Here is a 25,273-nt window from a genome sequence, read left to right as displayed (position 1 = left end):
CCGCTTATTCTTCTCATATTAGTATTGTCTGGTTTTGAGGTAGCCTGCTATAAGTTTCCTTTGATTTATATTAGGCAATCACCTCGATGCGAGTTCAAAACTGTTATACCAAGTAATCAATTCTTGCTTAGTATTCTTTGGCAATACAGCACTATGACAGCCTTCTATTGCCGCTGCTAGGCCAATTAATAATTTAATACTCGGGTCATGCCGCCCATGTTGCTTAAGTTTGATAAAACACGCTTTTGCGCCCATCGTACGTAAATCATCTACATGAGAAATTCCAATTTTCCCCAATGCCCTCTCAACTGACATATTCATATTTGGCAAATCTTTGATACGCATTGTGATGGACTGTTTTTGTTTTAATTCTTCAATTGCAGAACGATAAGCGAGTTCAATATATTGGAGACACAAGACTTCATCGCCCCAAATTTGTTCAGAAAGTTGGTAATATCGCATTTCCAAAGGTATGCCTTTCTTACTATAAACAAGCCGATTAAGCCCTGAAGCCTCAAAATGGCTTCTAGCTACTAGACACCCTCGTAAATAATATTTCCCATCCAGCACTAACCCTACAATGGCATTATCAACTAATAGGCAAAAACCGCCGAAGTGATTTTTACGCTTTAACTCTCCGAATTGACCTAACAAACGAGATAAATTAAAAAATTTTTCTTCTTCTAATAACATATACCTTAACTCCTTTTTGGGTATGTTTCATTTTTATCCTTGAGAGAATCAATTTTATAATTTCTTGCTTTACAAACAATTACACCTAGCCAATTTTGAGAGTTTCAATAAAAAATGCCAAGAAGAATGCAGCGGAAAACAACAAAGTTGCGAAGCGCTTTGAAAAAATAGGCTTGATATTGGATAAATATACAGTTACTGTATGTTCATACAGCATTGTAACGAGGTTAATAATTATGAGCATCTATTCTTGGAACAACACAACAGAACATTCTCTTAATAATTACGCACAGTCCATCCCATCCATTGAGCTTGCGAGTAACTCTACACAACAAGGTATGGTGAGCGAACTCGTTTACGATGAAAAACATCCAATCATGGACTATATTTTGCTTCCAATGCTCCGCCAGTTTGGGGCTCAATCACGTTGGTTGCTCTGGCTAAGCCCAAATAAAAAACTGAGTAAACACTGGTTAGAACAAGCAGGCATCCCTACGAATAAGGTCATGCAACTAAGTCACATGGAAACCATAACAACCATAGATGCAATGGAAAAAGCCTTAAAAAGTGGTAACTATAGTGTCGTTTTAGGCTGGTTGCCTGAACTGAACGAACAAGATTTTGTTCGTTTACAATATGCGGCTCAAGAAGGTCATTCTATTGGCTTTATTATGCGCCCACAAAAAACATATAATATGGTAAGTATGCAATCAGGACAGTCAAACCACCTAAAAATTCACTCAAATCATTATCACTAGCCAAGATTAAGAATTTTCTTACTAAATTTAACCTTTAGAAATATTTATCTCTAAAGTGAAATGAAAAGTATTGCAGATCAATTAGATAGACAAAAAACAATCATAATACAAAATATACATATCTCCCTGATTTATACACTAAAAAAATACTTTTTTTAACGTTTATTGCTCACTCTACTTGTATCTTTTTAAGTTCGTTGTAGACTTTAGCTTGTTAAGCTTATGGCATTATTTTTTACTTTTATTATTTTTTTGTAGATAATGTCAGCGAAACCTAGCAAGTAAATTGAACCAATGGCACATAATAAGGCTCAGCGAAGCCAAGCCAATATTGGATGATAACGAGGCGTAAAATGAAAAAAACAGCTATCGCAGTAGCAGTGGCAGTAGCAGCTTTTGCAACCGTTGCACAAGCAGCTCCAAAAGATAACACTTGGTATACCGGTGCTAAATTAGGTTGGTCTCACTATGAAGATACTAGCCTAAACCCAGCTAAAACTGGTACAGACTATGCAGGTTGGGGTACAGTTGGTAATTCAACTGACCGTGATACTATTGGTGCTGGTGCATATGCTGGTTACCAATACAACCAATATATGGGTTTTGAACTGGGTTATGACTGGTTCGGTAAAATGAAATACAAAGGCGCTGGTAACAGCGGTGACCTGAAATCTATGGGTGTTTCATTAACTACCAAATTAAGCTATCCAATCATGGATGACTTAGACGTTTACACTCGCTTAGGTGGTATGGTTTACCGTACTGAAGCTAAAGCTCACCAAAATGGCGAACGTTTCAAAGAAACTGATACTGGTGTTGCACCTGTATACGCATTGGGTCTTGAGTATGCAATCACTCCAGAGTGGGCAACTCGTTTAGACTACCAATGGGTTAGCAACTTAGGTGATAAAGACAATATCGGTACTCGTCCAGACAACGGCATGCTGAGCGTTGGTGTTGCATACCGCTTTGGTCAAGAAGATACTCCAGTTGTTGCTCCAGCTCCAGTTGTTGAGCCAGCTCCAGTTGTTGAAAACAAACGTTTCACACTACGTTCAGACGTTCTGTTTAACTTCAACAAAGCTAGCCTGAAACCAGAAGGTCAGCAAGCTCTGAACGAACTGTATAACGAACTGAGCAGCATCGATCCAACTCAAGGTCGCGTACTGGTAGTTGGTTTCACTGACCGTATCGGTTCACAAAACTACAACCTGCCACTGTCACAAAAACGTGCTCAGTCTGTAGTTGACTACTTAGTATCTAAAGGCGTTCCAGCAAGCGCAATCGCTGCTGAAGGTCGTGGTAAAGAAGATCCAGTAACTGGTAACAAATGTGACGCAGTTAAAGGCCGTGCAGCTCTGATCGAGTGCTTAGCGCCAGACCGTCGCGTTGAAATCGAAATTCAAGGTACAACTGAAGTTGTAACTCAACCAGGCGCTTAATTCTTAGCCCTAGTTTGAATTTTGAACTGAAAAAAAAACCCCAATTATTATTGGGGTTTTTTTATTCTTATAAAAACTAATATAACGAATATAGACCGTTTGTTATTTAGTGTTTAATCTACTTTTCGCTTCCCATTACACTTAATAGCAAGAACAACAACCATAAAGATCTTTTCAGATAGCCTAGCTGCCATCTCCTTTCGACGCCCCTAAAATCGCTTGTAGATCCTGCTTCAATGAGCTCATTTGGCTCTCGTATTTATCTTTATGCTCAGCATCTTCGATCAACTGGATAATCGTTTCAGAAAGTGTTTTATTACGTTTTACTGCTAAATTAGACAGACGCTGCCAAACCGAAAAGGTTAGATCTATCGATTTTTTGCGAGTATGTGGGTGCTCAGCATTGAAATGACGTTTACGCCTTGCACGAATGCTTTGTTTCATTCGGTTATCAAGCTCAGGATTCATATGTAATGAAATCCACTTGAGCACATCAATCGGTCTATTTTCCATTTTTAACAGCAAATCTATCGCTTCTTTTTCTGCGCTTCGTTCTATATAGCGGGTAATCGCTTCGCCACCTCGTGCTTTATTGACGAGGTACTCCCATTTCCAGCCACATTCAAGATTTTCAAGCTGCTGATATTTCATAATTTTTCCTGAAGAAAACCGAACCTATCTTTATATTAGCAATATTATAAACAAAATGCTCAAGCAGACGTTCGATTTAGTGAAATATTCGTTTCTGCAATAAAGAAAGTAACCTGTCTTTGTAAAAATAGTGTACAATCCGCCCCCATCTGTTAACAAATTAATAAAACTGCATGTCCACTTTTGAAAATATACTCGTCATCTATGGGATTGTCGGTGTATGCGCTATGCTATTCACCCTACTCGTCACAAAAGACCCTAATTGTTTTATGCGCTTACTTAGCGCCATATTAATTGGTTTCACTTGGCCAATGACATTACCTATTGTGTTTATGTTTTCGTTATTCTAGTCAATAATTCAACAATTCTTGCTGCAAGATTGCCTATCAAAGGCTAATATAGCAGGCTTGCCCACTGGGTAATTAACAGGCCTGAAAATTGTTTATAAAACAAACGATGTTATTTGGCAAATTATTAAATAAACCAAATTCAGGCACATGCGCCCAGCTCATTGGCAGGCATTTTATTTATAACCCTATTAATAGCAGATAATTATAGTGATCAGTCAAGAACTAACATGGCAAGGCCTCATTCCTAACTTATCGTCATTCCAGACGAAATTTGTATCCTCAGAAACGTTGTCCCCAACAACACTGTCAGACATTCAGCCTAGATTGTCCGATGGAATACAACATTTTGTCGATGAATTTGCCCAAACACGCTTTATGTTTATCAAGTCTGATGAAAGTGAGGAATACCTTAGCACTTACGCTAATGCAATTGGCCCATTGCTTGTAGATATCAACACTATTGATGGCGACTACCAATTATCTGAAGATAAACATTCCTTTCAATGGAAACATGGCATTAAAAGCCGTTTTTCATCTCGCACAGCGATTGCATACCGTAATTGGATAGAGCCAGAGCAACTATTTGGTCATGTAACCCCATCTTTGACCCTTGTCCCTGGCCTATTACATCAGCTTAATGGGGGCATATTAGTGATTGCAGCTAATGCACTCATTAGCCAACCTTTAATGTGGAATCGCTTAAAAGATATGGTTATTCGTCGGCAATTAGAATGGTTACCCTATTCTGATAGTCAACCTTTACCTATAGAAATCGAGCCACAACCTCTTGAACTTAAAGTTATTATTGTTGGTGATAGGCTTGCTTTAGAAGAGTTTGAATATACTTCACCAGAAATATTTGAAAGTGCAATTTATGGTGAATATGAGCCAGTCATGTTCTTTGAGGATGAACAACAATTAACATTATGGATGCGTTATATTAAATCCATCATTGATTCCAATAAATTACCAAATATCTCAGTTGATGGTTGGTTACCTTTGGTTCATCAAGCAACCCGCTATTGTGAAGATAAATTTACTCTTCCCCTTGATATTCCATGGCTTACAAGGCGCTTAATGGACGCGGTTCATTACCAAGAAAATAACTTATTAACTCAAAATTCATTTAATCAAGCGGTCGAAAACCGCCTATGGCGCCACAACTTCCTCATGGAAAGAACGCAAGATGATATTTTGCAAGAGCAAATCTTCGTTAAAACTGAAGGGGAAGTCATTGGGCAAGTGAATGGGTTATCCGTTTTACAATACCCTGGTCACCCTGAAGCGATTGGAGAACCCTCACGTATCACTTGTGTGGCTCATCTAGGTGATGGGGAATTTACCGACGTAGAACGTAAAGCTGAATTAGGTGGCAATATTCATGCAAAAGGCATGATGATTATGCAAGCCTATTTAAACTATGAGCTTAAATTAGAGCAACCACAGCCCTTCTCAGCCTCAATTGTCTTTGAGCAATCCTACGGTGAGGTTGATGGTGATAGCGCCTCACTGGCTGAGCTATGTGCGTTAATTAGTGCTTTATCATTACAACCAATTGATCAACAAATTGCTATTACAGGTGCAGTTGACCAATTTGGCTACGTCCAGCCGATTGGTGGCGTCAATGAAAAAATTGAAGGCTTCTTTGATATTTGTGCCAAACGGGGCTTAACCGGTGAGCAAGGTGTTATTATTCCAATGGCGAATATCCGTCATTTATGCACTAAAGCTGAAGTCGTTAGCGCGGTACAAGAAGGGCAATTCCACATTTGGCCTGTTGAACATGTCGCTCAAGCTATTACATTATTGACTAAGCAACCTTACTTTGAGCAGCAAGCTGAAGAAGAAAACGTACACCTGTTAGCTTTAATTCAAGAGCGTATTAACCAAGCAAACGCACCGGATAAAGCAAGGCTTCCTTGGTTCTTAAAATGGATGAGTTAAGTAAAGATTGCGTAAAAAATAGCAGATCGGAGTTGTTCAGCGTACAAGTGTAAGCTATCCTGTGCCCCTACATTTAATAAAGGCTATCTGAAGAACATGGTTGAGAAACGCGGATCCTACACAAAAGATGATTTAATTGCTTCTGGAAAAGGCGAGTTATTTGGGGAAAATGGTCCTCCACTCCCATCAGGAAACATGTTGATGATGGATCGTATCGTCAGCATGACTGAAGACGGTGGTACATATAATAAAGGCTATGTTGAAGCTGAGCTGGATATCAATCCAGACCTTTGGTTCTTTGATTGCCACTTTGTCAATGATCCTGTCATGCCAGGCTGCTTAGGGCTTGATGCAATGTGGCAATTAGTTGGTTTCTATCTGGGCTGGCTTGGCGGTGAAGGTAGAGGCCGTGCATTAGGTGTTGGCGAAGTAAAATTTACTGGCCAAGTCCTACCCACTGCAAAAAAAGTCACTTACCGTATTAGCTTTAAACGTGTAATTAACCGTAAGCTGATCATGGGGCTAGCAGATGGTGAAGTTTTAGTTGATGGTAAATCAATTTATACCGCAACGGACTTAAAAGTTGGCTTATTCAAAGATACAAGCGCATTCTAATTTTTAGAAGCCTAAGCTATGAGCTAATTAATGCAAACCTCCGCAATGGCGGAGGTTCTTAAATTGATTAGTATCTTTAAGTTAAAAACCCTAAATATAAAAAAATGACAGGTTATTTAACCTTAAAAATGAGATAAATTCTGGATTACACAACCGCTACGGTTCGATCCTCCATCGCCTTTCGCCAACCACCTAGCCAATGCGAACGAGCATCTACTGCTTGATATGGGCAGAGCTCTTTAGAACGCCCTGCTAAACCTGCTTGATAACCTCTTGATAAAGCTCTTTCTAAACGATCTCGCTTCTGTCTTTTCATGCCTTACTTCCCTCATCATTAAAAATGGAAAAGAAAACAGCACCTACTATTTATTAATAGGTACCTTATAGAAATAACGCCCACAGATAAGAAAATCAAGTAAAGATTTTCATATATTTGTCATAAATAGCATAAATGTGACTTAGATATGGCAATTAATATAATCATTTGATTTTACTATGAAATATTTTACTTTATTTATCATGACATTAGAGCATATAAGGTAACTATTATTAACTACATATAAGTTTATTAAATATATTTACTTATTGAAGATAAAAAAAATACACCTCAGAAATTTATATTTACCATATATATCTGAGGTGTATTTAATTAGTTAACTAGGTAATAACTAATACTTTGCAATTTCTTTAGCAATATTATCAGCAACTTGTTGCCAGCCTAGTGACAATGTACGAACCAAGTCCGGATACCCATCTTGTTGTTGGTCTAACTGCACATCAAAATTACGACGAATGACTTTATCACCATGGGAAAGCGTCCAAAAACCTTGAATAAGCACTTTTCCATCGTATCGACCATTAAATGCCGTCAAAGTGATATCCAGTGTATCTGGAGAATTCTGTAATGGCTGTAAAGACACTAGCTTATCCGGTAATGCGGCGGATAATTCACTCACCATTGATTGCCCGAGCTGTTGTTCCAATGGGCTAGCCCAAAGATGTGTGCTCGCATTTGTATAACTCACATCGGTTGTTTGGTAAGTAATACCGTTGGAAGTTAATACATCAGACAACATAATACGCTGTAGCCAAACTTGGCCTTTATCCATCACTGCCGCTGATTGTTCCTGAGGAGTTTTTATTGGCAATTGATAATACTTTTTTTCTGGCGTACTACTACACGCTGCCAACAATAAAACAAATACTGATAATAAATATCGCATTATTTTTTCACTCCTTTCGGCTCTACATCCTTAGTCGGCTCCGCTTCAAACACTAATGCATTACTCTTGTTGTTTAATGTACGTAAAAGCGGCTGAACTTCTCTCAATACTTGGTCTAAACGCTGCATGTTATCCACCATTTTATTATAAGCAGGTGAACCCGGTTGGAAACCTTGCATTGCACGGTTCATTTCTTGCAGTGTTTTTTGTAAGTCATGAGGCAAGTTTTGGAACTCTTTACTTCCCATGACTTTGTTTAATTCCACCAACATGGCATTGGCTTCTTTAACCACTTTTTGCCCTTCGGCTAATGTTTGTGTCGTTTGATTAAGCATTGGCTCAATTGGCATGTTATTGATCTTATCCAACACCGCGATAACTTTTTGTTGGATTTGCGCTAAGCCACCACTGGTCGTTGGGATAATTTTATATCCAGCCACTACCGTAGGCCCTTTATAAGGCTCAGCATTAGGGTCAAAATCTAAATCAACAAACAAGGCACCTGTTAAAAAGTTACCCGATTTTAACGATGCTCTTAATCCGTCTTTCATGGCCAATTTTAATTCATTTTTTAAATTAAAATTCGCACCAACATCTTTTGAAAAACGCTCTGGCTCGATATGAATTAGAACAGGAATTCTAAAGTCATTATCCAAAGATTGGTCAAGCCCCTCGGTATAGAAAGGCACTTGTGCCACTGTGCCTAAACGAATACCACGGAATTCCACTGGTGCCCCAGGCTGTAACCCACGAATAGAATCAGAGAAGAACAAGACAAAATCTTGGTATTCTGTATACAGTGAATTTTGAATACTGTTTTGGTTATCAAAGAGTCGGAACTCTGTATTTTCCTTAACACTCGTACCTGGAACCCACCCCGTAGGCACATCAAAACTCACACCACCTGTCAGTAATGTCGCAATAGACCCCATTTCAACATGAACACCTTGGGATGACATGTCGAATGCAATTCCACTGTCTTTCCAGAAACGCACATTGGAGCTGATCAGCTTATCATAAGGAGCATTGATAAATAATTGGTAGCGCATATCACGCTTGTCCATATCAAAATTACTAGTTTCAACTGACCCAACACGATAACCACGGAATAATACTGGGTCACCAGGGTTTAATTGCCCTGCTTTATCGCTGACTAATGCTACTCGTATCCCTTTTGCATCCGGTGATGCAAGAGGAGGTGTGTCCAATAAAGTAAATTCAAAGTTTTCTTTGGCCTCTACCCCAGGCTGAAGTTCAATATAAGCCCCTGAAAGTAAAGTACCTAACCCTGTCACACCATCACGCCCGATTGTAGGCTTAACAATCCAGAATGATGAATCAGCACGTAGTAAATCCTTCATGTCATTATTTAAGCGCGCTTTTATTAACACCCGACTAAAATTATCATCAAGAGTGACGCTTTCAACGACGCCAATATCGACGCTACGACTTTTAATTTTCGTTTTACCTGCTTCTATTCCCTCAGCATTGTAAGTGATTAGCGTCACTTCCGGGCCTTGGTTGCTAAAATGGTAAAATAATACCCAAGCACCAATTAAGACAGTTACTATTGGGATCACCCAAACTGGTGACCAACTTTTTAACTTACTAACTTTGGCATTGGCCTGTGATGTTTCTTGTGAGGTCACCCGACGACTCCTTCTTGTTCAACAGCATTCGTGTTTACTGCGTTTTTCCTTTCACAACGATCCCAAGTTAACCTTGGGTCAAACGTCATCGCTGCAAACATTGTGAGAATAACAACAACACCAAAGAAAATAATCCCCATTGCTGGCACGATACTCATCAACTGGCCCATTTGAACCAAAGAGGCTAAAATCGTGATCACAAATACATCAATCATTGACCAACGCCCCACATATTCCACTAGCTCATAAATAAAATGCATCCGATGAGGGTCTCGATTGCCATATCCTTGTGAATCAAGGCAAAGCCATGCAATACCAATCATTTTTAACGTAGGTACCATGATACTGGCAATAAAAATGACCATAGCAACAGGATAAGAACCATCCTCCCACAATAGAATAACCCCATCAATAATGGTTGAATTTAATGCGCTGCCCAGTGTATATGTCGTCATCATGGGTAACACATTAGCGGGAATATACAGCATGATTGAAGTAACGAGCAGTGCTAATGTCCACTGCAAACTTTGGTGTTTACGTACACTTCCACGGGAAAAACACCGTGGGCACTGTGATTGTTCCGCTGGTAAAATAGCCGTGCAAACAAGGCATAAACGTACGTTTTGCTTAATACCTGTTTGACCTACTTTTAATGGTAGCTCTAGTTTTGGCGGTGCTTCAATACGGTTCCAAAGCCAATGGCGGTCTAAACATTGAAATGCCCTTACCTGCAACATGCAAAACAAACAGTAAGGTAAAAAACTTAAGCCTATTCCGATATCACCATAAGCAATCAGTTTCACAAAGCTAACTAAAACCCCAGCTAAAAATATTTCCGCCATGCACCAAGCTTTCATTTGGAATAAAATGCGAGTGCTCACGACCTTTAATCCCTTAGGAATATGAACTTGCAACCCTAAGAGAATAATTGTGATCATGCAAAATGCTGGGATAATCAAAGAAAAAAACAAAAAAAATAACGCCAACCCACTATAGCGGGTAGCCGATATAATTTCGATTATCTGAAATAACGATATTTCATTTTCAATTCCTGCCGCCCCCATTTTCACAAAAGGGAACAAGCAAGCAACAAACAGCATAATTAATGCACTAAATGCATATGCTGCTGGTTGCTTATATGGATACCGCCACTTTGAGACTAATGTAGTCTCGCAGCGCGGACATGTTGCTTTGCTCCCTTGTTCCAACTCAGGGACTGCAACCAACATGTCACACTGAGGGCAAAGAACATGTTCATGAGACTCATGGGTACACAAAGTGTATTTGCTCCTCTAATTAAAGCTAACTTAGCCGTTTTTAAGTAATTCAAGCTCTTGCCAACGGTCAAAGGCCTGTTCTAATTCAGACTCTTTAGCCGCTAAATTAGTCAACGCTTTTTCAGTGACTTCATGAGGCTGATTAAAGAAATCAGCATCACCAATCGTAGCTTGTAAAGCCTCAATTTCAGCTTCAAGTTGCTCAAGTTTCGCAGGTAACTGTTCCAGCTCACGCAATAAATTATAGCTTAATTTATTTGCACGCTTTACAGCTTCTTTTGGTTTAGCCACCTTATCTTGGGCAGCTACTTTACTCGTTTGTTCAACTTTTAAACTCACGGTTTGTGCTCTTTGTTTCTGAGCATCAAAATACCCACCCACATACCGGTTGATGACACCGTTACCTTCAAAAATCCAGCACTCAGTTACACTGTTATCAACGAACTCTCGGTCATGGCTGACGAGCAAGACTGTACCTTGATAGCCATCAACAAGTTCTTCAAGTAACTCAAGCGTTTCTACATCCAAGTCATTTGTTGGTTCATCGAGAATTAATAAATTACTTGGTTTTAAGAATAAGCGAGCTAATAACAAGCGGTTACGTTCCCCACCTGAAAGAGCTCTAACCGGTGTCATTGCACGTTTAGGAGGGAACATAAAGTCCTGTAAATACCCTAATACGTGGCGTGGCTTACCGTTAACCATCACTTCTTGCTTGCCTTCTGCCAAGTTATCCATAACCGTTTTATCAGGGTCTAATGCAGCACGGTGCTGGTCAAAATACGCCACTTCCAATTTGGTTCCACAGTGCACACGCCCACTATTTGCCTGTAAATCGCCAAGCATTAAGCGCAATAACGTGGTTTTACCACAACCATTTGGCCCTACTAATGCGATTTTATCACCACGCATAACTTGAGCAGAAAAGTCTTTGACCAGGACTTTATTGTCAACTTGATAGTTAACATTTTCCATTTCAAAAACAATTTTCCCAGAGCGAGAAGCTTCACCGACTTGCATTTTCGCCGTGCCCATAACCTCACGGCGCTGTGAGCGTTCAACACGTAACGCTTTCAAGGCACGAACCCGCCCTTCGTTACGCGTACGTCTTGCTTTGATCCCTTGACGGATCCACGTCTCTTCTTGCGCTAATTTGCGGTCAAACTCTGCATTTTGCATCTCTTCAACACGCAAAGCTTCTTCTTTACTGACCAAGTAATCATCATAATTGCCCGGCCAAGACGCTAATTGTCCACGATCTAAATCGATAATACGGGTTGCCATATTGCGGATAAAAGAACGGTCGTGCGAAATGAAAACAATACTACCTTGGAAATCCTTTAAGAAAGTTTCCAACCAGAGGATCGTTTCAATATCTAAATGGTTAGTCGGCTCATCTAAAAACAAGACCCGCGGGTTGCTCACTAAAGCACGACCTAAAGCCGCTTTACGTAGCCAACCACCCGATAATGAGGATAGTTCTGCATCCGCAGGTAAACCGAGTTTTTTCAGCACATCACTGATACGAGAGTCTAATAACCATAAATTACGGTTATCTAACACTTCTTGTAATTCAGATAATTTATTTAAATTTTTCTCACTAGGGTCATGTTCAACCAATTTAGCGACATGATGATAATCTTTCAGGTATTGAGCTTGTTCAGCAACGCCTTCAGCAACAAAATCAAAAATAGTCCCTTCGATATTACGTGGTGGGTCTTGTTGTAAACGAGCAACAATTAAGTCCTGCTCATAAATAAGTTGCCCATCATCCAGTGGCTGTTCTTTGGTTAACACTCGCATAAGTGTTGATTTACCCGCGCCATTGCGCCCAACCAGACAAACGCGTTCGTTATCTTCAATGTGAATTTCAGTATTATCAAGTAACGGAGCATCACTAAAAGCAAGGTATGCACCCGATAAATTAATTAAAGCCATTGATTCTATCCTTTACTCTGCGTGGCGAATTAACCAGCAGTTATGTATTTGACGGTTACGAGCAAAATCTTCTGAAAGTGTTTTAGCAGTAATTTCCTGCGCTTGTAACCCTAATTCTTGCATCGCTTCAATATCCATTTTGAAACCGCGTTTGTTATTAGAGAACATCACAGTTCCACCACGACGCAGTAACCGTTTTAAATGTGTAATTAATTGCACATGGTCGCGTTGTACATCAAATGTACCATCCATGCGTTTTGAATTTGAAAATGTAGGGGGATCGATAAAGATCAGATCAAATTGCTCAGTACTATTGGCTAACCAACTCAAACAATCAGCTTGGATTAAGCGATGTTGGCGACCCGTTAACCCGTTTGCTTGCAGGTTTTTCTCTGCCCACTCAAGGTAAGTCCTCGACATATCAACGGAAGTCGTACTTTTTGCCCCACCTAAACCTGCGTGTACAGTTGCAGAGCCGGTGTAACAGAATAAGTTTAGGAAATCCGCGTCTTTACTCATTTGCCCTAACATTTTACGGGCAATACGATGGTCAAGGAATAACCCAGTATCAAGATAATCAGTTAAGTTAACCAACAGTTTTGCGTTGTATTCTTGCACTAAAAAGAAATCATCTTTTTGGGCTAATTTTTCATATTGCTGCTTGCCTTTTTGGCGTTGACGCGTTTTCAATACTAACTGATTAGAGGTAAGCTCAAGCACATTCATTGTCGCCGTGATCACATCAAATAACCGCTGGCGAGCCTTACGTTCATCCACGGTTTTTGGTGGTGCGTATTCTTGAATCACCACTTTGCTACCATAAATATCAACCGCCACGTTGTACTCGGGTAAATCCGCATCATAAATACGGTAACTATCAATACCTTGCTGTTTTGCCCACTTACTTAACTTTTTCAAATTTTTACGTAAGCGGTTAGCGAAATCAGGTGAAATTTCAGCCACGGTTTCTGATGGCGTAGCAGCTAATTGATAGTTCTTTTGCACACAGTCTAAAGGGCCATTTTTGGCTTTAAATTCACGTTCTGAACGCAATTGCAAGCAGCTAAGTAACTCAGGAGAAGCACTAAAAATCGATAAACGCCAACCTGGGAAACGGGCCTTCACGATACGCCCTAACTGGCTATGCAGTGCAATTAAGGCAGGCTCACTTTCTAAACGCTCACCATAAGGCGGGTTACTGATAATTGCCCCTACCGTATCAGTGTTAACTGGGTTTTCCAATGCAGCGGCATCACCTTGTTTAAAGGTGATTAAGTCTTGTAGCCCCGCACGGCGCGCGTTAGCACGCGCCATTTCTAGTACACGCTTATCGATATCAAAACCATAAAAACGTGATGTCGTTTCTTTCAAGCCTTGACGAAAACGCACTTGTGCTTCCGTCGTTAACTCGCGCCATAATTCAGCGTTAAATTTCGACCATGCATAAAAACCCCAATGGGTACGGTGTAAACCCGGGGCTTTGTCTGTTGCCATCATTGCGGCTTCAATTAACAAGGTTCCTGAACCGCACATTGGGTCAACTAATGGAGTCCCTTGCTGCCACCCTGAGCGATTAATAATAGCTGCTGCAAGGGTCTCTTTCAGCGGTGCTTGCCCAGCAAGGTCACGATAACCACGGATATGCAAAGAATCGCCGCTTAAATCAAGAGCAACACTGGCTCTTTCTTTATTCAAATAAACATTAATACGAATATCTGCTTGCTGGCGAGCAACATCCGGCCGTTGGTCTAATTTGCGCACGAAGCTATCAACAATTGCATCTTTCACCTTTAATGCACCATATTGGCTATTGCGGATCTCTTCGTTGGTGCCTGTAAAATGCACCACAAAAGTGTCATTAACTGAAAAAATCTCAGTCCAATCGATAGCTTGCACACCAAGGTATAAGTCTAAGTCACTGTAGACATCAAAATCATTCAGTGGCAATAAAATACGCGATGCCAAACGACTCCACAGCAGGCTTTGGTACATGCCTCGTTCATCGGCCTGAAAGTAGACACCCCCTTGCGCAATTTTGCACTGGCTAGCGCCAAGCGCTTCCAATTCCGTTTTCAGTAGTTCTTCTAGGCCACGAGCTGTGCTGGCAAACAGAGAATTCATAGTATTTATTACCGATTTTGATGAAAAATTGTTGCGCATTATAGCTAATCTTATGCAGTTGTCATAAAGTTGCTGCGCAACAATTATAAGGATTAAAAAATGATTACGCTTTCGCGCCTTTATACACACCCAGTTAAATCTATGCGAGGGGTACGTTTATCACATGCCTTCGCAGATACTAGCGGTTTGACTTTTGATCGTAATTTTATGGTAACCACGCTGGAAGGTAAATTTATTACGGCAAGAAAATACCCGCAAATGTTACTGTTTACACCCGTTATGCTTAACAATGGGTTACACCTACAAGCACCTAATGGCGAAAGTGCAACGGTATTGTATCAGGACTTTGATGATAAACAGAGCCCTACTGAGGTTTGGGGAAATCATTTTCATGCACTGATTGCTCCCCAGCAGGTAAATAGCTGGTTAAGTACCTTTTTTGATGAGCCAGTACAACTACGTTGGCTCAGCACTCAATTGTCTAGAAGAGTGAAAAATCATCAAGATGTTCCCGTATCTTTTGCTGATGGTTACCCTTTTCTACTCATTAATGAAGCATCCGTTCAAGAACTCCAAGGCCGTTGCCCTGCCAGTATTAAGCTAGAACAATTTCGTGGCAACCTAATTATTACTGGCGCTAAACCTTTTGAAGAAGATACTTGGAAAACCATTCAAATCGGTGATGTTATCTTTACTCTAGATAAACCATGCAGTCGTTGTATTTTAACCACTGTCAGCCCCGAGAAAGGGATAAAACACCCTAATAGTGAACCATTAGCCACGTTGCAAACCTTCCGTACTGATGAAAATGGTGACGTGGATTTTGGCCAAAATGTTATGGCTAAAAATACGGGGATTATTCGTGTTGGTGATACGCTAACAGTATTAGAAACCAAACCAGCTAAACAATATATAACGCAAAAAAGAGAAGCTGAAAGCCCAAGCCCAAGCTTAAATTCTACAGTCGACAATGTCAGTTTAATTTTTGAAGAAACAGAATATCAAGGTGATAACCAAAATGTGGTCCTCGAACAACTGGAATCTCACGGTTTATCCATTCCCTATTCCTGCCGAGCGGGTATTTGTGGACGCTGTAAAATTAAGCTTATTTCTGGTGAGGTCACACCGCTAAAACAAAGTGCAATTAAAGAAAACGGCTATATATTGTCCTGTAGCTGTATTCCAAAAACTTCGCTCAAATTAGCACTTAACTAAACGTTTATTATAGCTCATTAACACCATCAGCAATTTTATATTATGATGGTGTTAGAATACCTATAACTACATTAGTTATCTAAGTCGGACATTTAGTTTTTATTCATTTTCTTTTTATTTGATCACTGACGATCAACTAAATAACGTTGCCATATAACTGCCGCTTCGTCTTTGATGAATACTCAAGCATACGATCGTTCATGATCTTAATTGGATCACAAAACCTTAAAGTACGATCGGGTAATTCTAAAACTGGTTCAGCTAATAAACACAAGCTTGCTGAAGGGCCCGCTTCTGCAATAATAAATGAAAAATAACGACTGGTATTTTCTAAACACACCTGAATTATTTGCCCCTGTTTAGGCGCATTAATATAATGAAAAGAAGAAAAATACCAACTTTTCGGCATCTGTGGTTTTAGAAAACGAAAAGCAACCAAGCTATTTAAGACTAATTCCGCTCTTTCTTCTTGCGTAATATTTAGTCTCTTTGCTTGCTCATCAAATAAATAATATTCCCCTGCATCTTCAATGCTAAATGGCATTTCACTACGAGCAAATGCAGTTAACATTTTAGCGGGAAAACATGAACGAAATATCATGCCGTTGGCGAGATCTAACATCACCCTGTCATGGTCATGATCAAAATACCAACGCCAATGATCATCAGGTTTAATATTCATAAACGATCCTTCAGCGATTTATCGGTAAATATATAATAGGAACGATCATCATAATGATCTTCCCTAAATTTACTCTGCGGCAATTTTTATAGATTAAATTTTCACAAATTAAGCTTTCATAGATTAAGTCATGTCGTTTTAATTGCAACTGGATATTACATTGTCTAAACAACAAATTTACTGAAAATTGATATCAATTTGATATAAAAATAGCCACTATTAGCAATATAGTTTAAAAGGGGGAATAAAGAAACCCCCTTGTTAAGTAAATTTACAATTTATTAGATATGATTGACAATATCTTTAATTAATTTTGGTCCATGGTAAATAAAACCAGAATAAATTTGAATTAATGAAGCGCCTGCTTCCATTTTTTCACGCGCCGCTGTAAGCGAATCAATTCCACCCACACCAATTATTGGTAACTTACCATTTAATTCACGTGAAATAAGTTTAATAACTTGCGTACTTTTTAATTGTACAGGCCGCCCACTCAACCCACCCGTTTCATTGCAATGGTTTAACCCCTGAACGAGGGAGCGATCTAGCGTTGTATTTGTAGCAATCACCCCATCTATATTATGCCTCACTAAGCTATCTGTAACTTGAATAATTTCTTCTTCAGATAAATCAGGCGCTACTTTCACCGCAACTGGCACATATTTTTGATGTAATGATTGCAACTCAAGTTGCTTCGCTTTTATACCACTCAATAAATCATCGAGAGCCTCACCGTATTGTAATGTACGTAAGCCCGGTGTATTTGGTGAGGAAATATTAATCGCAATATAGCCTGCATGGGCATATACCTTATCCATGCAAATTAAATAATCATCTTTACCTTGTTCTACCGGTGTATCTTTATTCTTACCAATATTGATACCAATAATTCCACCGTAATTAGCCTTTTTGACATTCTCTACGAGGTTATCAACACCTTTATTATTAAAGCCCATTCGGTTGATTAAACCCTCAGCTTCAACGAGTCGGAATAACCTTGGCTTATCATTACCAGATTGAGGACGGGGAGTTACAGTCCCTATTTCAATAAACCCAAACCCCATTGCGCCAAACGCATCGATACATTCACCATCTTTATCGAGACCAGCAGCGAGGCCAAGGGGGTTTTTAAAAGAAAGCCCCATGCATTGAACTGGTTTGGTAGCAACAGATTGACGAATAAGGCATTGAAAAGGGGAATGGTTCAAACGTTGAAGCTGGCGAAAAGTCAATTCATGTGCTTTTTCGGGGTCGAACTGGAATAGTGCCTTTCGGGCAAGATGATATAGCATATCCAATAACCTATTTTCTGCTAGTGCGTTTCAATAAAATAGACATCATACCGCGCATGCTAAAACCCCCACCAAAGGGTTCTTGTTGAGTTTTAACTGTGCGAACTATTTTTCGTCGGATAAAACGCGCAATAGACTACCCTATTTAGGGGCAACTTTACTATGAAAAGATCAATATATTCTGTTTTGTGCCTCTAATAACAACAAATAATAAAGGGCTCTTTAATTCACTCAAACTCTGGGGAAACAACCACCCCATCAAAAATGCTTATATCGTATTGATTTATAATTAAATTATTCATCTAACTATTTGTTGGATGGAAAGCTTATAGCAACACACCAGCAGGGGGAAGAAACTATGTCATCACGACTGAAAATTATGAGTTACCACTCAACGTCTACCGAGCCCCTTATGACTAAAATAAGGGAAAACGCCCATCTAAGTTAAAAGCTTGCCGAGCTAAAAACCATATCATCGCTTAGTTTTTACAGTTCACATTATTAAACTGATAAACCATAGCAAAATCAAAAATTAAAAAGGGGAAGACGGTTAATCTTCCCCTTTAGTTCTAAACCAAAAGCCTATTTTTACTTTCTTATCGCCTCTGAGTAGCGCTCATTAGCCCATCATATAAAAATAGTGTAATGGCGTAATAATTAGCTTTCTAATGCTTTGGTGATTTTCTCAAATAAATCACCAGAAAGGTTATCTAGGGCTTTCAATTGTTCAAGCACTTTACGCATTTGAGCCTGACGCTTTTCGTCATAACGTTTTAAACGGATCAATGGTTCGATCAACCTTGATGCAACCTGCGGATTACGCGTGTTCAGATCAACCAAGATCTCATATAGGAACTGATAACCGCTGCTATCTTCCGCATGGAAATTAACTGGGTTCCCCGCGGCAAATGCCCCTACTAGCGACCTTACTCGATTTGGGTTACTCATGCTAAATGAACGGTGATTTAACAGCTCACGCACATGCGATAGCACCTCTTTCGATGGGTTTGCCCCTTGTAATGTAAACCACTTATCCATCACCAAGCCATCATGATGCCAGCGTTCATCAAAATCAGCCATTAGCTGTGCTTTACACGGTAACTGAGATTCATTCGCTGCCGTTAATGCAGCAAGAGAATCGGTCATATTATCCGCAGATTGGTATTGTTCTTGCACTAACTTATTCGCTAGTTCAATGTCATCACCCGCAGCCAAATATTGGAGGCAAATATTACGTAATGCACGTTTGGCAATGTCCTGATGATCAACGCGATAACCCGTGATATTGACCGAATGGTAAACAGCCAATAACTCATCCTGCATGTCTACCGCAAGTTTATGGTGGATAAAGTTCAGCACCTCGTGAATGGCGACAGGGTCAATAATGGCAAACAGTTCAGCAAGTTCGCTTTCTGATGGTAATGTCAAGATCAACGCTGCTAACGCAGGGTCAATTGATTCACTCAATAACACCGCTCTAAATGCATCAACGACAGATTCAGGTAAAACTAACTCTTCCCCTTTCTGATAGTTAGCGACATTAATTTTTACGTAGTTATTAATCAGTTGCTGAGCAGCATCCCAACGGGAAAACTCGTTATTGGCATATTGCATCAAGAATGCAAGTTGCTCATCGGTATAGTTATAATCCAGTTTTACTGGAGCAGAAAACTCCCGTAATAATGAAGGAACCGGACGGCTTGCCACTTCATCAAATACAAATGTTTGTGACTCTTGAGTAATATTTAAAACAGAGTTAACAGCACTACCATCACGTTTTAACGCAATCACGCTACCATCTTCAGCATATAGCTCAATATCTAAAGGGATATGTAATGGCAATTTTTCAGTTTGGTCAGCCGTTGGCGGCGTCATTTGCTTCACATGCAGGGTATACTGTTGTTTTTCTGCTGAATATTCATCTCGTACCGTAAGTATTGGTGTACCTGATTGGCTGTACCAACGGCGAAATAGTGATAAATCGACATTTGAAGCATCTTCCATTGCTTGTACAAAATCATCACAAGTTGCTGCACTACCATCATGGCGATGAATATAAAGTTGCATACCGGCTTGGAACATTTCTTCGCCCAACAGGGTATGGATCATACGGATCACTTCGGAGCCCTTTTCGTACACAGTCAACGTATAGAAATTATTCATTTCGATCACTTTGTCTGGGCGAATTGGGTGCGCCATTGGGCTTGAATCTTCAGCGAATTGGGCTGATCGCATCACTTTTACATTGTTAATGCGGTTAACAGAGCGGGAACCTAAGTCAGAACTAAATTCTTGGTCACGGAAAACCGTTAACCCTTCTTTTAAGCTTAACTGGAACCAATCACGACAAGTGATTCGGTTACCTGTCCAATTATGGAAATATTCATGCCCAATGACTGACTCGATATTGAGATAATCTTTATCTGTTGCTGTCTCGCTTTTAGCTAATACATATTTAGAATTAAAAACGTTAAGACCTTTATTTTCCATTGCACCCATATTGAAGAAATCAACAGCAACAATCATATAGATATCAAGGTCATACTCTAAGCCAAAACGCTCTTCATCCCACTTCATTGCATTTTTCAGAGACTGCATTGCCCAAGGTGCGCGGTCTAAATTGCCTTTATCAACAAACAGTTCTAACGCCACTTCGCGGCCACTGCGCGTAATAAACACATCTTTTAAAACATCAAAATCACCGGCAACGACGGCAAATAAATAACTTGGTTTTGGGAAGGGATCTTCCCATTTAACCCAATGACGCCCGCCTTCTAATTCACCTTCTGCAATACGGTTACCATTTGAAAGTAAATAAGGGTAGCGAGACTTATCCGCAGTAATTGTTGTGGTATAGCGCGCTAAAACATCTGGTCGGTCTTGGTAATACGTAATATGGCGGAAACCTTCTGCTTCGCATTGGGTACATAAAGCATCACCAGAAACATACAAACCTTCTAATGCAGTATTTTTTTCAGGGCTAATTTCATTCACAATACGCAAGGTAAAAGATTCTGGTAGTGCTTCAATCACTAACTTACCATCAACTTCGTGATAGTTTTCCCATGCTTTACCCTCTATTTCGAGACTAATTAACGATAAGTTTTCACCATTGAGCTCAAGCGTTGATGACTGCGCATTAAGGCGTTTTACCTGACTAGTTGCTGTCACAACCGTCTTTACAGGGTCAAGATTAAAATCGAGGTCAATCGCTGTAATGGTATAATCGGGGGATTGATAATCTTGACGGTATTTCGCTTGTCTTAACTGGGTCATATGTAACCTTTTTAATTTGTTATATCCGATATCGTACTGCTTGGTTACTTCATACAATACTATAAGACACAATAATGTGAATGGATTTGAGAAACATTTTCATCATAATGTGTTATCCATTTTAATATTGATGTTACCTTTCTATTTCTCACCCTAGCTAATTTTGTTACACAATCGTTTGTTTGTTGGTGCTATAGCACTATCAAATATTTTATAGCATGTTAGTATCTTTTCGTGATTAATGCTTTTGTATGTAATGACGAGATACGGTATGACTGAAATGTATTTACCTGATTTAACTACTTTACATAAAAGCGAATGCGTGAATTGAGCTTGCGAATGCTCTCTTAAAACAGACAGGTAGAATAACGCTTCTATCTTTTGGTAAAGTGGGTATACTTTTGCAACTTTAACGATTTAGCTAATTGCTACGTGCTGTTTTATTTTGTTTTTTTAATGGGGTGAATTTCAAGTTTAAACTCTGTGAGTTATCCCTATAAAAACAAACAGCCTTAGTTATAAAGATAAGCTCCGCGAGGATGTCTGCGTGCCATGAACTTAGACGCTACACCAATTATTACATCACTGCTTGATACCGACGCTTATAAGCTTCATATGCAGCAGGCCGTTTTCCACCGTTATCATCAGGTACCGGTTGTCGCTGAGTTTCGCTGCCGTAGTAGCGATATATTAGGTAGCTACGCTACTGAAATCAGGCAACAAATCCAGCAGATGGCAAAACTATCACTGACTGATGATGAATTAAATTTTCTCCGCCGCTTACCTTTTTTCCATGAAGACTATCTTACATGGCTAAAATCATTTCGTTTTAACCCACAACAAGTGGTTGTTAGTGTGACTGACGAAGGGCAACTGGCAATACGCATTAGTGGCCCTTGGCGCGAAGTGATTATGTGGGAAGTTCCTCTTCTTGCCCTAGTAAGTGAAATCGTGCAACGAGATAGGCACCCAAACATCACAACTGATGATGCGGTCCAACAACTGAAAAAACTGTTAGATGTTTTTTACCAACAAGCTGACGAGCACCAACTTGACCTATCCGGCTTTAAGCTGATGGACTTTGGGACGCGGCGCCGCTTCTCATACGGTGTCCAATCAGCCATTGTGGCTATGTTGAAACAGGAATTCCCTTACCTTGTTGGCACCAGTAATTACAAGCTCGCACATGAGCTAGATCTTGCACCAGTAGGAACCCAAGCCCACGAATGGTTCCAAGCGCACCAGCAAATCAGCCCTGAGTTAGCAAATAGCCAGCGTGAGGCTTTGCAAATTTGGTTAGATGAATACCCTAATCACCTCGGGGTTGCCTTAACGGACTGCATCACGATGGATGCTTTCCTACGTGATTTTGATGCTAATTTCGCCAAACGCTATCAAGGGTTACGCCATGATTCAGGGGACCCTATCGAATGGGGCGAAAAAGCAATCGCTCATTATGAGAAGTTAGGTATTGACCCAATGAGTAAAACTTTGGTGTTTTCAGACAGCCTAGATCTACAAAAAGCACTGGAGTTATACCGCTATTTCCACAAGCGGGTTAATCTTGTATTTGGTATTGGTACGCGCCTAACCTGTAATATTCCCCATGTTACGCCACTGAATATCGTGATTAAATTAGTGGAATGTAACGGTAAACCGGTTGCTAAGTTATCTGATAGCCCAGGTAAAACGATTTGCGAAGATGATGAGTTCGTTAACCAACTGAGAAAAGCGTTTGACCTCCCTAAAGCCTGCTAATCACGTAACAACCTTAAAGCTCTGAATAAGAATTGGCATTTTTCTTATCGGGGCTTTAAAACCCCTTTTTCTTTTATTCACTTACTATTACTATAGCTTTTAAGCTCGATAAATCCTCATCACTTAAACAGAAATATTTTATCGTGATTTTTTACTTGTTTCCTAATAAATGGCAAGTAACATAGAGCTTTGGCCCCTGAAACATGGGATTTCGTAAGTATACCCCTACTTTACTGTTTTATTTATCATACACTGGTTGTTTTGCGCTTTAACTAACAACACCGCAATGCAATTAAAAAATGAATTTAATACAGCTTGAATGGCATCCTAAATAATTCGAGTTGTAGAAAGACGGCAAACAAATTGGGCCCTAAGAGGATACATAAGTATGTGACTAGGGTCAGTTTGTGAAGCCAACGCATCTACAGCTCGAAGTATGACGGATTGAGATAGTAAAGTAGATATTGTTAATATGAAGAGAGTGAATTATATGATAGTAGCGCCTGTAGTCGACGTACTGCAAGGCCGAGTGGCGGTAGGCACAGAAGTCACCGTTCAAGGCTGGGTACGTACAAGGAGAGATTCAAAAGCGGGTTTTTCTTTCCTCGCCGTTTATGACGGTTCTTGCTTTAATCCGTTACAGGCTATCATCAATAATAACTTACCTAATTATAATGATGAAGTCCTGCACCTAACTACGGGTTGTTCTGTTCAGGTTACGGGCGTTATAAAAGAGTCTCAAGGCCAAGGGCAGTCCTTTGAACTTGATGCAACCGCAGTCAAGGTGGTTGGTTGGGTTGAAGACCCTGAAACTTACCCTATGGCAGCGAAACGCCATAGCGTTGAATTCTTACGTGAAGCCGCACACCTACGCCCTCGAACCAATTTAATCGGTGCGGTTGCACGCGTGCGCCATACCTTAGCACAAGCGATACATCGTTTCTTTGATGAGCAAGGTTACTTCTGGGTTTCAACCCCAATCATTACTGCCTCTGATACCGAAGGCGCAGGTGAAATGTTCCGTGTCTCCACACTGGATTACAATAACTTGCCGCGTAATGACAAGGGCGAAGTCGATTTCAGTGAAGACTTTTTTGGCCGTGAAGCATTCTTAACGGTTTCAGGCCAGTTAAATGGTGAAGCCTATGCAACTGCACTGAGCAAAGTGTACACTTTTGGCCCAACCTTCCGTGCTGAAAACTCCAATACCAGCCGCCACTTAGCTGAGTTCTGGATGGTTGAACCTGAAGTTGCTTTCGCTAACTTAGATGATGTTGCAGGCCTAGCAGAAAAAATGCTGAAATTCGCCTTTAAAGCCGCGCTTGAAGAACGCCGTGACGACTTAGAGTTTTTTGCTCAACGTGTCGATAAAGACGTTATCACTCGCTTAGAAAGCTTTGTTAACTCTGATTTTGCCCAAGTTGATTACACCGACGCGATCAAAATCCTTGAAACCTGTGGTCAGAAATTCGAAAACCCAGTTTACTGGGGTGTCGATATGTCATCTGAACATGAGCGCTACTTAGCTGAACAGCACTTTAAAGCGCCTGTGGTAGTAAAAAACTATCCGAAAGACATCAAAGCTTTCTATATGCGCTTAAATGAAGACGGTAAAACTGTTGCTGCAATGGACGTTCTCGCACCGGGTATTGGTGAAATCATCGGTGGTTCACAACGTGAAGAACGCCTTGATATGCTTGATGCACGCCTTGAAGAAATGGGCATGAATAAAGAAGATTACTGGTGGTATCGTGATCTGCGCCGTTATGGCACTGTGCCTCACTCTGGTTTCGGCCTTGGCTTTGAGCGTTTAGTGGCTTATGTCACTGGTGTTGGTAACGTGCGTGAGGTGATCCCATTCCCTCGTACGCCTAGAAACGCTGCATTCTAATTGCGTTTTTTTGGTGCAATAATGATGTAAAAAGCGGACTAAACATATTTTGGTCCGCTTTTTTGTTCAATAATGCTTTCATTGGCTAATCATTCCGATACGTTACATTAAATTACAGTAAAATATTAAGTAGATCACAACTTTCCCCTTAATACCTTATAATTATCCGTAAAGTAACGCACTGCCTGCTACCGCTAAGAATAATCTGCTTTTTTATTATATTTTTGCTTTTTGCTAATCATAAATCTTCAACTTAACTGGCCTAAGTTGCTCAAAAAAAGCTCAAATTATCTTTTGAAAAAGTTCCCTCTTTTTTGTAATATTTTTTAAACTGGTACGATGAGTGGTTATTTTTCACTCTATTTTTTACATTTTGAAACACCTTGTTACCATTTGTTTCAGAAACTTTGATTTTGTAGCACTTTGAGGGTGGATAAATTTATTTAGCAATGGAACACTGGTCGCCGACATAGACGACACTAATCTCTCATAAATAGT

General features: G+C 40.0%; 19 protein-coding genes. 8 read left to right on the top strand and 11 right to left on the bottom strand.

All coding sequences use genetic code 11. From position 1 onward, the window contains the following. Positions 1 to 78: 78 nt before the first annotated feature. A complete protein-coding gene (locus ACHB7C_RS00185) occupies positions 79 to 693 on the bottom strand; it encodes a TfoX/Sxy family DNA transformation protein (protein WP_129466709.1) in 615 nt (204 codons plus the stop codon). A gap of 236 nt (positions 694 to 929) precedes the next feature. On the opposite strand from ACHB7C_RS00185, the gene sulA reads away from it, so the two are divergent. Together sulA and ompA are read left to right on the top strand one after the other, a co-directional pair. Continuing rightward, positions 930 to 1,451 carry an SOS-induced cell division inhibitor SulA gene (gene sulA, locus ACHB7C_RS00180; protein WP_042846437.1) on the top strand — a complete coding sequence of 174 codons (522 nt, stop codon included), beginning with the start codon at positions 930 to 932 and terminating at the stop codon, positions 1,449 to 1,451. A gap of 353 nt (positions 1,452 to 1,804) precedes the next feature. After that, on the top strand, positions 1,805 to 2,893 hold the full coding sequence (gene ompA, locus ACHB7C_RS00175; RefSeq protein WP_042846438.1) for a porin OmpA: 1,089 nt from the start codon (positions 1,805 to 1,807) through the stop codon (positions 2,891 to 2,893). A 183-nt stretch (positions 2,894 to 3,076) separates the two neighbouring features. Here ompA and matP read toward each other — a convergent pair whose 3' ends face one another. Then, positions 3,077 to 3,544: a macrodomain Ter protein MatP gene (gene matP, locus ACHB7C_RS00170; protein ID WP_042846439.1), complete on the bottom strand. Its 468-nt coding sequence runs from the start codon at positions 3,542 to 3,544 to the stop codon at positions 3,077 to 3,079. 173 nt (positions 3,545 to 3,717) lie between these two features. Between matP and ACHB7C_RS00165 the strand changes: the two genes are divergently transcribed. The 3 genes from ACHB7C_RS00165 to fabA all read left to right on the top strand — a co-directional run bounded on the left by ACHB7C_RS00165 (position 3,718) and on the right by fabA (position 6,453). After that, the gene (locus ACHB7C_RS00165) at positions 3,718 to 3,894 is read left to right on the top strand and encodes a GhoT/OrtT family toxin (protein WP_071547903.1); all 177 of its coding nucleotides are present in this window, start codon (positions 3,718 to 3,720) and stop codon (positions 3,892 to 3,894) included. A gap of 207 nt (positions 3,895 to 4,101) precedes the next feature. Next, positions 4,102 to 5,838 (top strand): Lon protease family protein, encoded by a 1,737-nt coding sequence (locus tag ACHB7C_RS00160; RefSeq protein WP_129466710.1) that lies wholly within the window; start codon positions 4,102 to 4,104, stop codon positions 5,836 to 5,838. Between the two features lie 96 nt (positions 5,839 to 5,934). Continuing rightward, positions 5,935 to 6,453, top strand: coding sequence for a bifunctional 3-hydroxydecanoyl-ACP dehydratase/trans-2-decenoyl-ACP isomerase (gene fabA / locus ACHB7C_RS00155; RefSeq protein WP_042846441.1), 519 nt, complete (start codon positions 5,935 to 5,937; stop codon positions 6,451 to 6,453). A 145-nt stretch (positions 6,454 to 6,598) separates the two neighbouring features. Here the strand turns inward: fabA and rmf are convergent, their stop codons facing one another. The 6 genes from rmf to rlmKL all read right to left on the bottom strand — a co-directional run bounded on the left by rmf (position 6,599) and on the right by rlmKL (position 14,661). After that, complete coding sequence (gene rmf, locus ACHB7C_RS00150) at positions 6,599 to 6,769, bottom strand: ribosome modulation factor (RefSeq protein WP_004909639.1); 171 nt, start codon at positions 6,767 to 6,769, stop codon at positions 6,599 to 6,601. Between the two features lie 352 nt (positions 6,770 to 7,121). Continuing rightward, positions 7,122 to 7,676: a membrane integrity-associated transporter subunit PqiC gene (pqiC, locus tag ACHB7C_RS00145; protein WP_042846443.1), complete on the bottom strand. Its 555-nt coding sequence runs from the start codon at positions 7,674 to 7,676 to the stop codon at positions 7,122 to 7,124. Then, positions 7,676 to 9,325 carry an intermembrane transport protein PqiB gene (pqiB, locus tag ACHB7C_RS00140; RefSeq protein ID WP_042846445.1) on the bottom strand — a complete coding sequence of 550 codons (1,650 nt, stop codon included), beginning with the start codon at positions 9,323 to 9,325 and terminating at the stop codon, positions 7,676 to 7,678. The genes pqiC and pqiB overlap by 1 nt, the downstream gene beginning before the upstream one ends. Next, positions 9,322 to 10,602, bottom strand: coding sequence for a membrane integrity-associated transporter subunit PqiA (pqiA, locus tag ACHB7C_RS00135; RefSeq protein ID WP_071547901.1), 1,281 nt, complete (start codon positions 10,600 to 10,602; stop codon positions 9,322 to 9,324). The genes pqiB and pqiA overlap by 4 nt, the downstream gene beginning before the upstream one ends. Before the next feature lie 30 nt (positions 10,603 to 10,632). Further along, positions 10,633 to 12,540, bottom strand: a complete 1,908-nt coding sequence (locus ACHB7C_RS00130) for an ABC transporter ATP-binding protein (protein ID WP_042846447.1) — start codon at positions 12,538 to 12,540, stop codon at positions 10,633 to 10,635. Between the two features lie 12 nt (positions 12,541 to 12,552). Further along, positions 12,553 to 14,661 (bottom strand): bifunctional 23S rRNA (guanine(2069)-N(7))-methyltransferase RlmK/23S rRNA (guanine(2445)-N(2))-methyltransferase RlmL, encoded by a 2,109-nt coding sequence (rlmKL, locus tag ACHB7C_RS00125; protein WP_129466711.1) that lies wholly within the window; start codon positions 14,659 to 14,661, stop codon positions 12,553 to 12,555. Between the two features lie 99 nt (positions 14,662 to 14,760). Here rlmKL and ACHB7C_RS00120 point away from each other — a divergent pair, with 99 nt between their 5' ends. Beyond that, positions 14,761 to 15,876 carry a YcbX family protein gene (locus tag ACHB7C_RS00120; RefSeq protein WP_071547899.1) on the top strand — a complete coding sequence of 372 codons (1,116 nt, stop codon included), beginning with the start codon at positions 14,761 to 14,763 and terminating at the stop codon, positions 15,874 to 15,876. Between the two features lie 136 nt (positions 15,877 to 16,012). Here ACHB7C_RS00120 and ACHB7C_RS00115 read toward each other — a convergent pair whose 3' ends face one another. The 3 genes from ACHB7C_RS00115 to pepN form a co-directional block, all read right to left on the bottom strand. Beyond that, positions 16,013 to 16,558, bottom strand: coding sequence for a cell division protein ZapC (locus tag ACHB7C_RS00115; protein ID WP_042846450.1), 546 nt, complete (start codon positions 16,556 to 16,558; stop codon positions 16,013 to 16,015). Between the two features lie 281 nt (positions 16,559 to 16,839). After that, positions 16,840 to 17,850: a quinone-dependent dihydroorotate dehydrogenase gene (pyrD, locus tag ACHB7C_RS00110; protein ID WP_042846451.1), complete on the bottom strand. Its 1,011-nt coding sequence runs from the start codon at positions 17,848 to 17,850 to the stop codon at positions 16,840 to 16,842. Positions 17,851 to 18,507: 657 nt separating this feature from the next. After that, entirely contained in the window at positions 18,508 to 21,126 is a 2,619-nt protein-coding gene (gene pepN / locus ACHB7C_RS00105) for an aminopeptidase N (protein ID WP_131680710.1), read from the bottom strand. A gap of 552 nt (positions 21,127 to 21,678) precedes the next feature. Between pepN and pncB the strand changes: the two genes are divergently transcribed. Continuing rightward, the gene (gene pncB / locus ACHB7C_RS00100; protein ID WP_042846454.1) at positions 21,679 to 22,884 is read left to right on the top strand and encodes a nicotinate phosphoribosyltransferase; all 1,206 of its coding nucleotides are present in this window, start codon (positions 21,679 to 21,681) and stop codon (positions 22,882 to 22,884) included. A gap of 490 nt (positions 22,885 to 23,374) precedes the next feature. Further along, a complete protein-coding gene (gene asnS, locus ACHB7C_RS00095; RefSeq protein ID WP_071547897.1) occupies positions 23,375 to 24,775 on the top strand; it encodes an asparagine--tRNA ligase in 1,401 nt (466 codons plus the stop codon). Positions 24,776 to 25,273: the final 498 nt, after the last annotated feature.

Source organism: Providencia sp. 2024EL-00732, from assembly GCF_044006275.1.
Lineage (GTDB): Bacteria > Pseudomonadota > Gammaproteobacteria > Enterobacterales > Enterobacteriaceae > Providencia > Providencia huashanensis.
Note: the sequence above shows the minus strand (reverse complement) of the source record. Positions and strands in the feature narration are given on the sequence as shown.

Excerpts from the sequence above, each read along its gene's own strand:
- ACHB7C_RS00185 (WP_129466709.1), bottom strand. The coding sequence starts at position 693 with ATGTTATTAGAAGAAGAAAAATTTTTTAATTTATCTCGTTTGTTAGGT.
- sulA (WP_042846437.1), top strand. The coding sequence starts at position 930 with ATGAGCATCTATTCTTGGAACAACACAACAGAACATTCTCTTAATAAT.
- ompA (WP_042846438.1), top strand. The coding sequence starts at position 1,805 with ATGAAAAAAACAGCTATCGCAGTAGCAGTGGCAGTAGCAGCTTTTGCA.
- matP (WP_042846439.1), bottom strand. The coding sequence starts at position 3,544 with ATGAAATATCAGCAGCTTGAAAATCTTGAATGTGGCTGGAAATGGGAG.
- ACHB7C_RS00165 (WP_071547903.1), top strand. The coding sequence starts at position 3,718 with ATGTCCACTTTTGAAAATATACTCGTCATCTATGGGATTGTCGGTGTA.
- fabA (WP_042846441.1), top strand. The coding sequence starts at position 5,935 with ATGGTTGAGAAACGCGGATCCTACACAAAAGATGATTTAATTGCTTCT.
- rmf (WP_004909639.1), bottom strand. The coding sequence starts at position 6,769 with ATGAAAAGACAGAAGCGAGATCGTTTAGAAAGAGCTTTATCAAGAGGT.
- pqiC (WP_042846443.1), bottom strand. The coding sequence starts at position 7,676 with ATGCGATATTTATTATCAGTATTTGTTTTATTGTTGGCAGCGTGTAGT.
- ACHB7C_RS00130 (WP_042846447.1), bottom strand. The coding sequence starts at position 12,540 with ATGGCTTTAATTAATTTATCGGGTGCATACCTTGCTTTTAGTGATGCT.
- rlmKL (WP_129466711.1), bottom strand. The coding sequence starts at position 14,661 with ATGAATTCTCTGTTTGCCAGCACAGCTCGTGGCCTAGAAGAACTACTG.
- ACHB7C_RS00120 (WP_071547899.1), top strand. The coding sequence starts at position 14,761 with ATGATTACGCTTTCGCGCCTTTATACACACCCAGTTAAATCTATGCGA.
- ACHB7C_RS00115 (WP_042846450.1), bottom strand. The coding sequence starts at position 16,558 with ATGAATATTAAACCTGATGATCATTGGCGTTGGTATTTTGATCATGAC.
- pyrD (WP_042846451.1), bottom strand. The coding sequence starts at position 17,850 with ATGCTATATCATCTTGCCCGAAAGGCACTATTCCAGTTCGACCCCGAA.
- pepN (WP_131680710.1), bottom strand. The coding sequence starts at position 21,126 with ATGACCCAGTTAAGACAAGCGAAATACCGTCAAGATTATCAATCCCCC.
- pncB (WP_042846454.1), top strand. The coding sequence starts at position 21,679 with ATGAACTTAGACGCTACACCAATTATTACATCACTGCTTGATACCGAC.
- asnS (WP_071547897.1), top strand. The coding sequence starts at position 23,375 with ATGATAGTAGCGCCTGTAGTCGACGTACTGCAAGGCCGAGTGGCGGTA.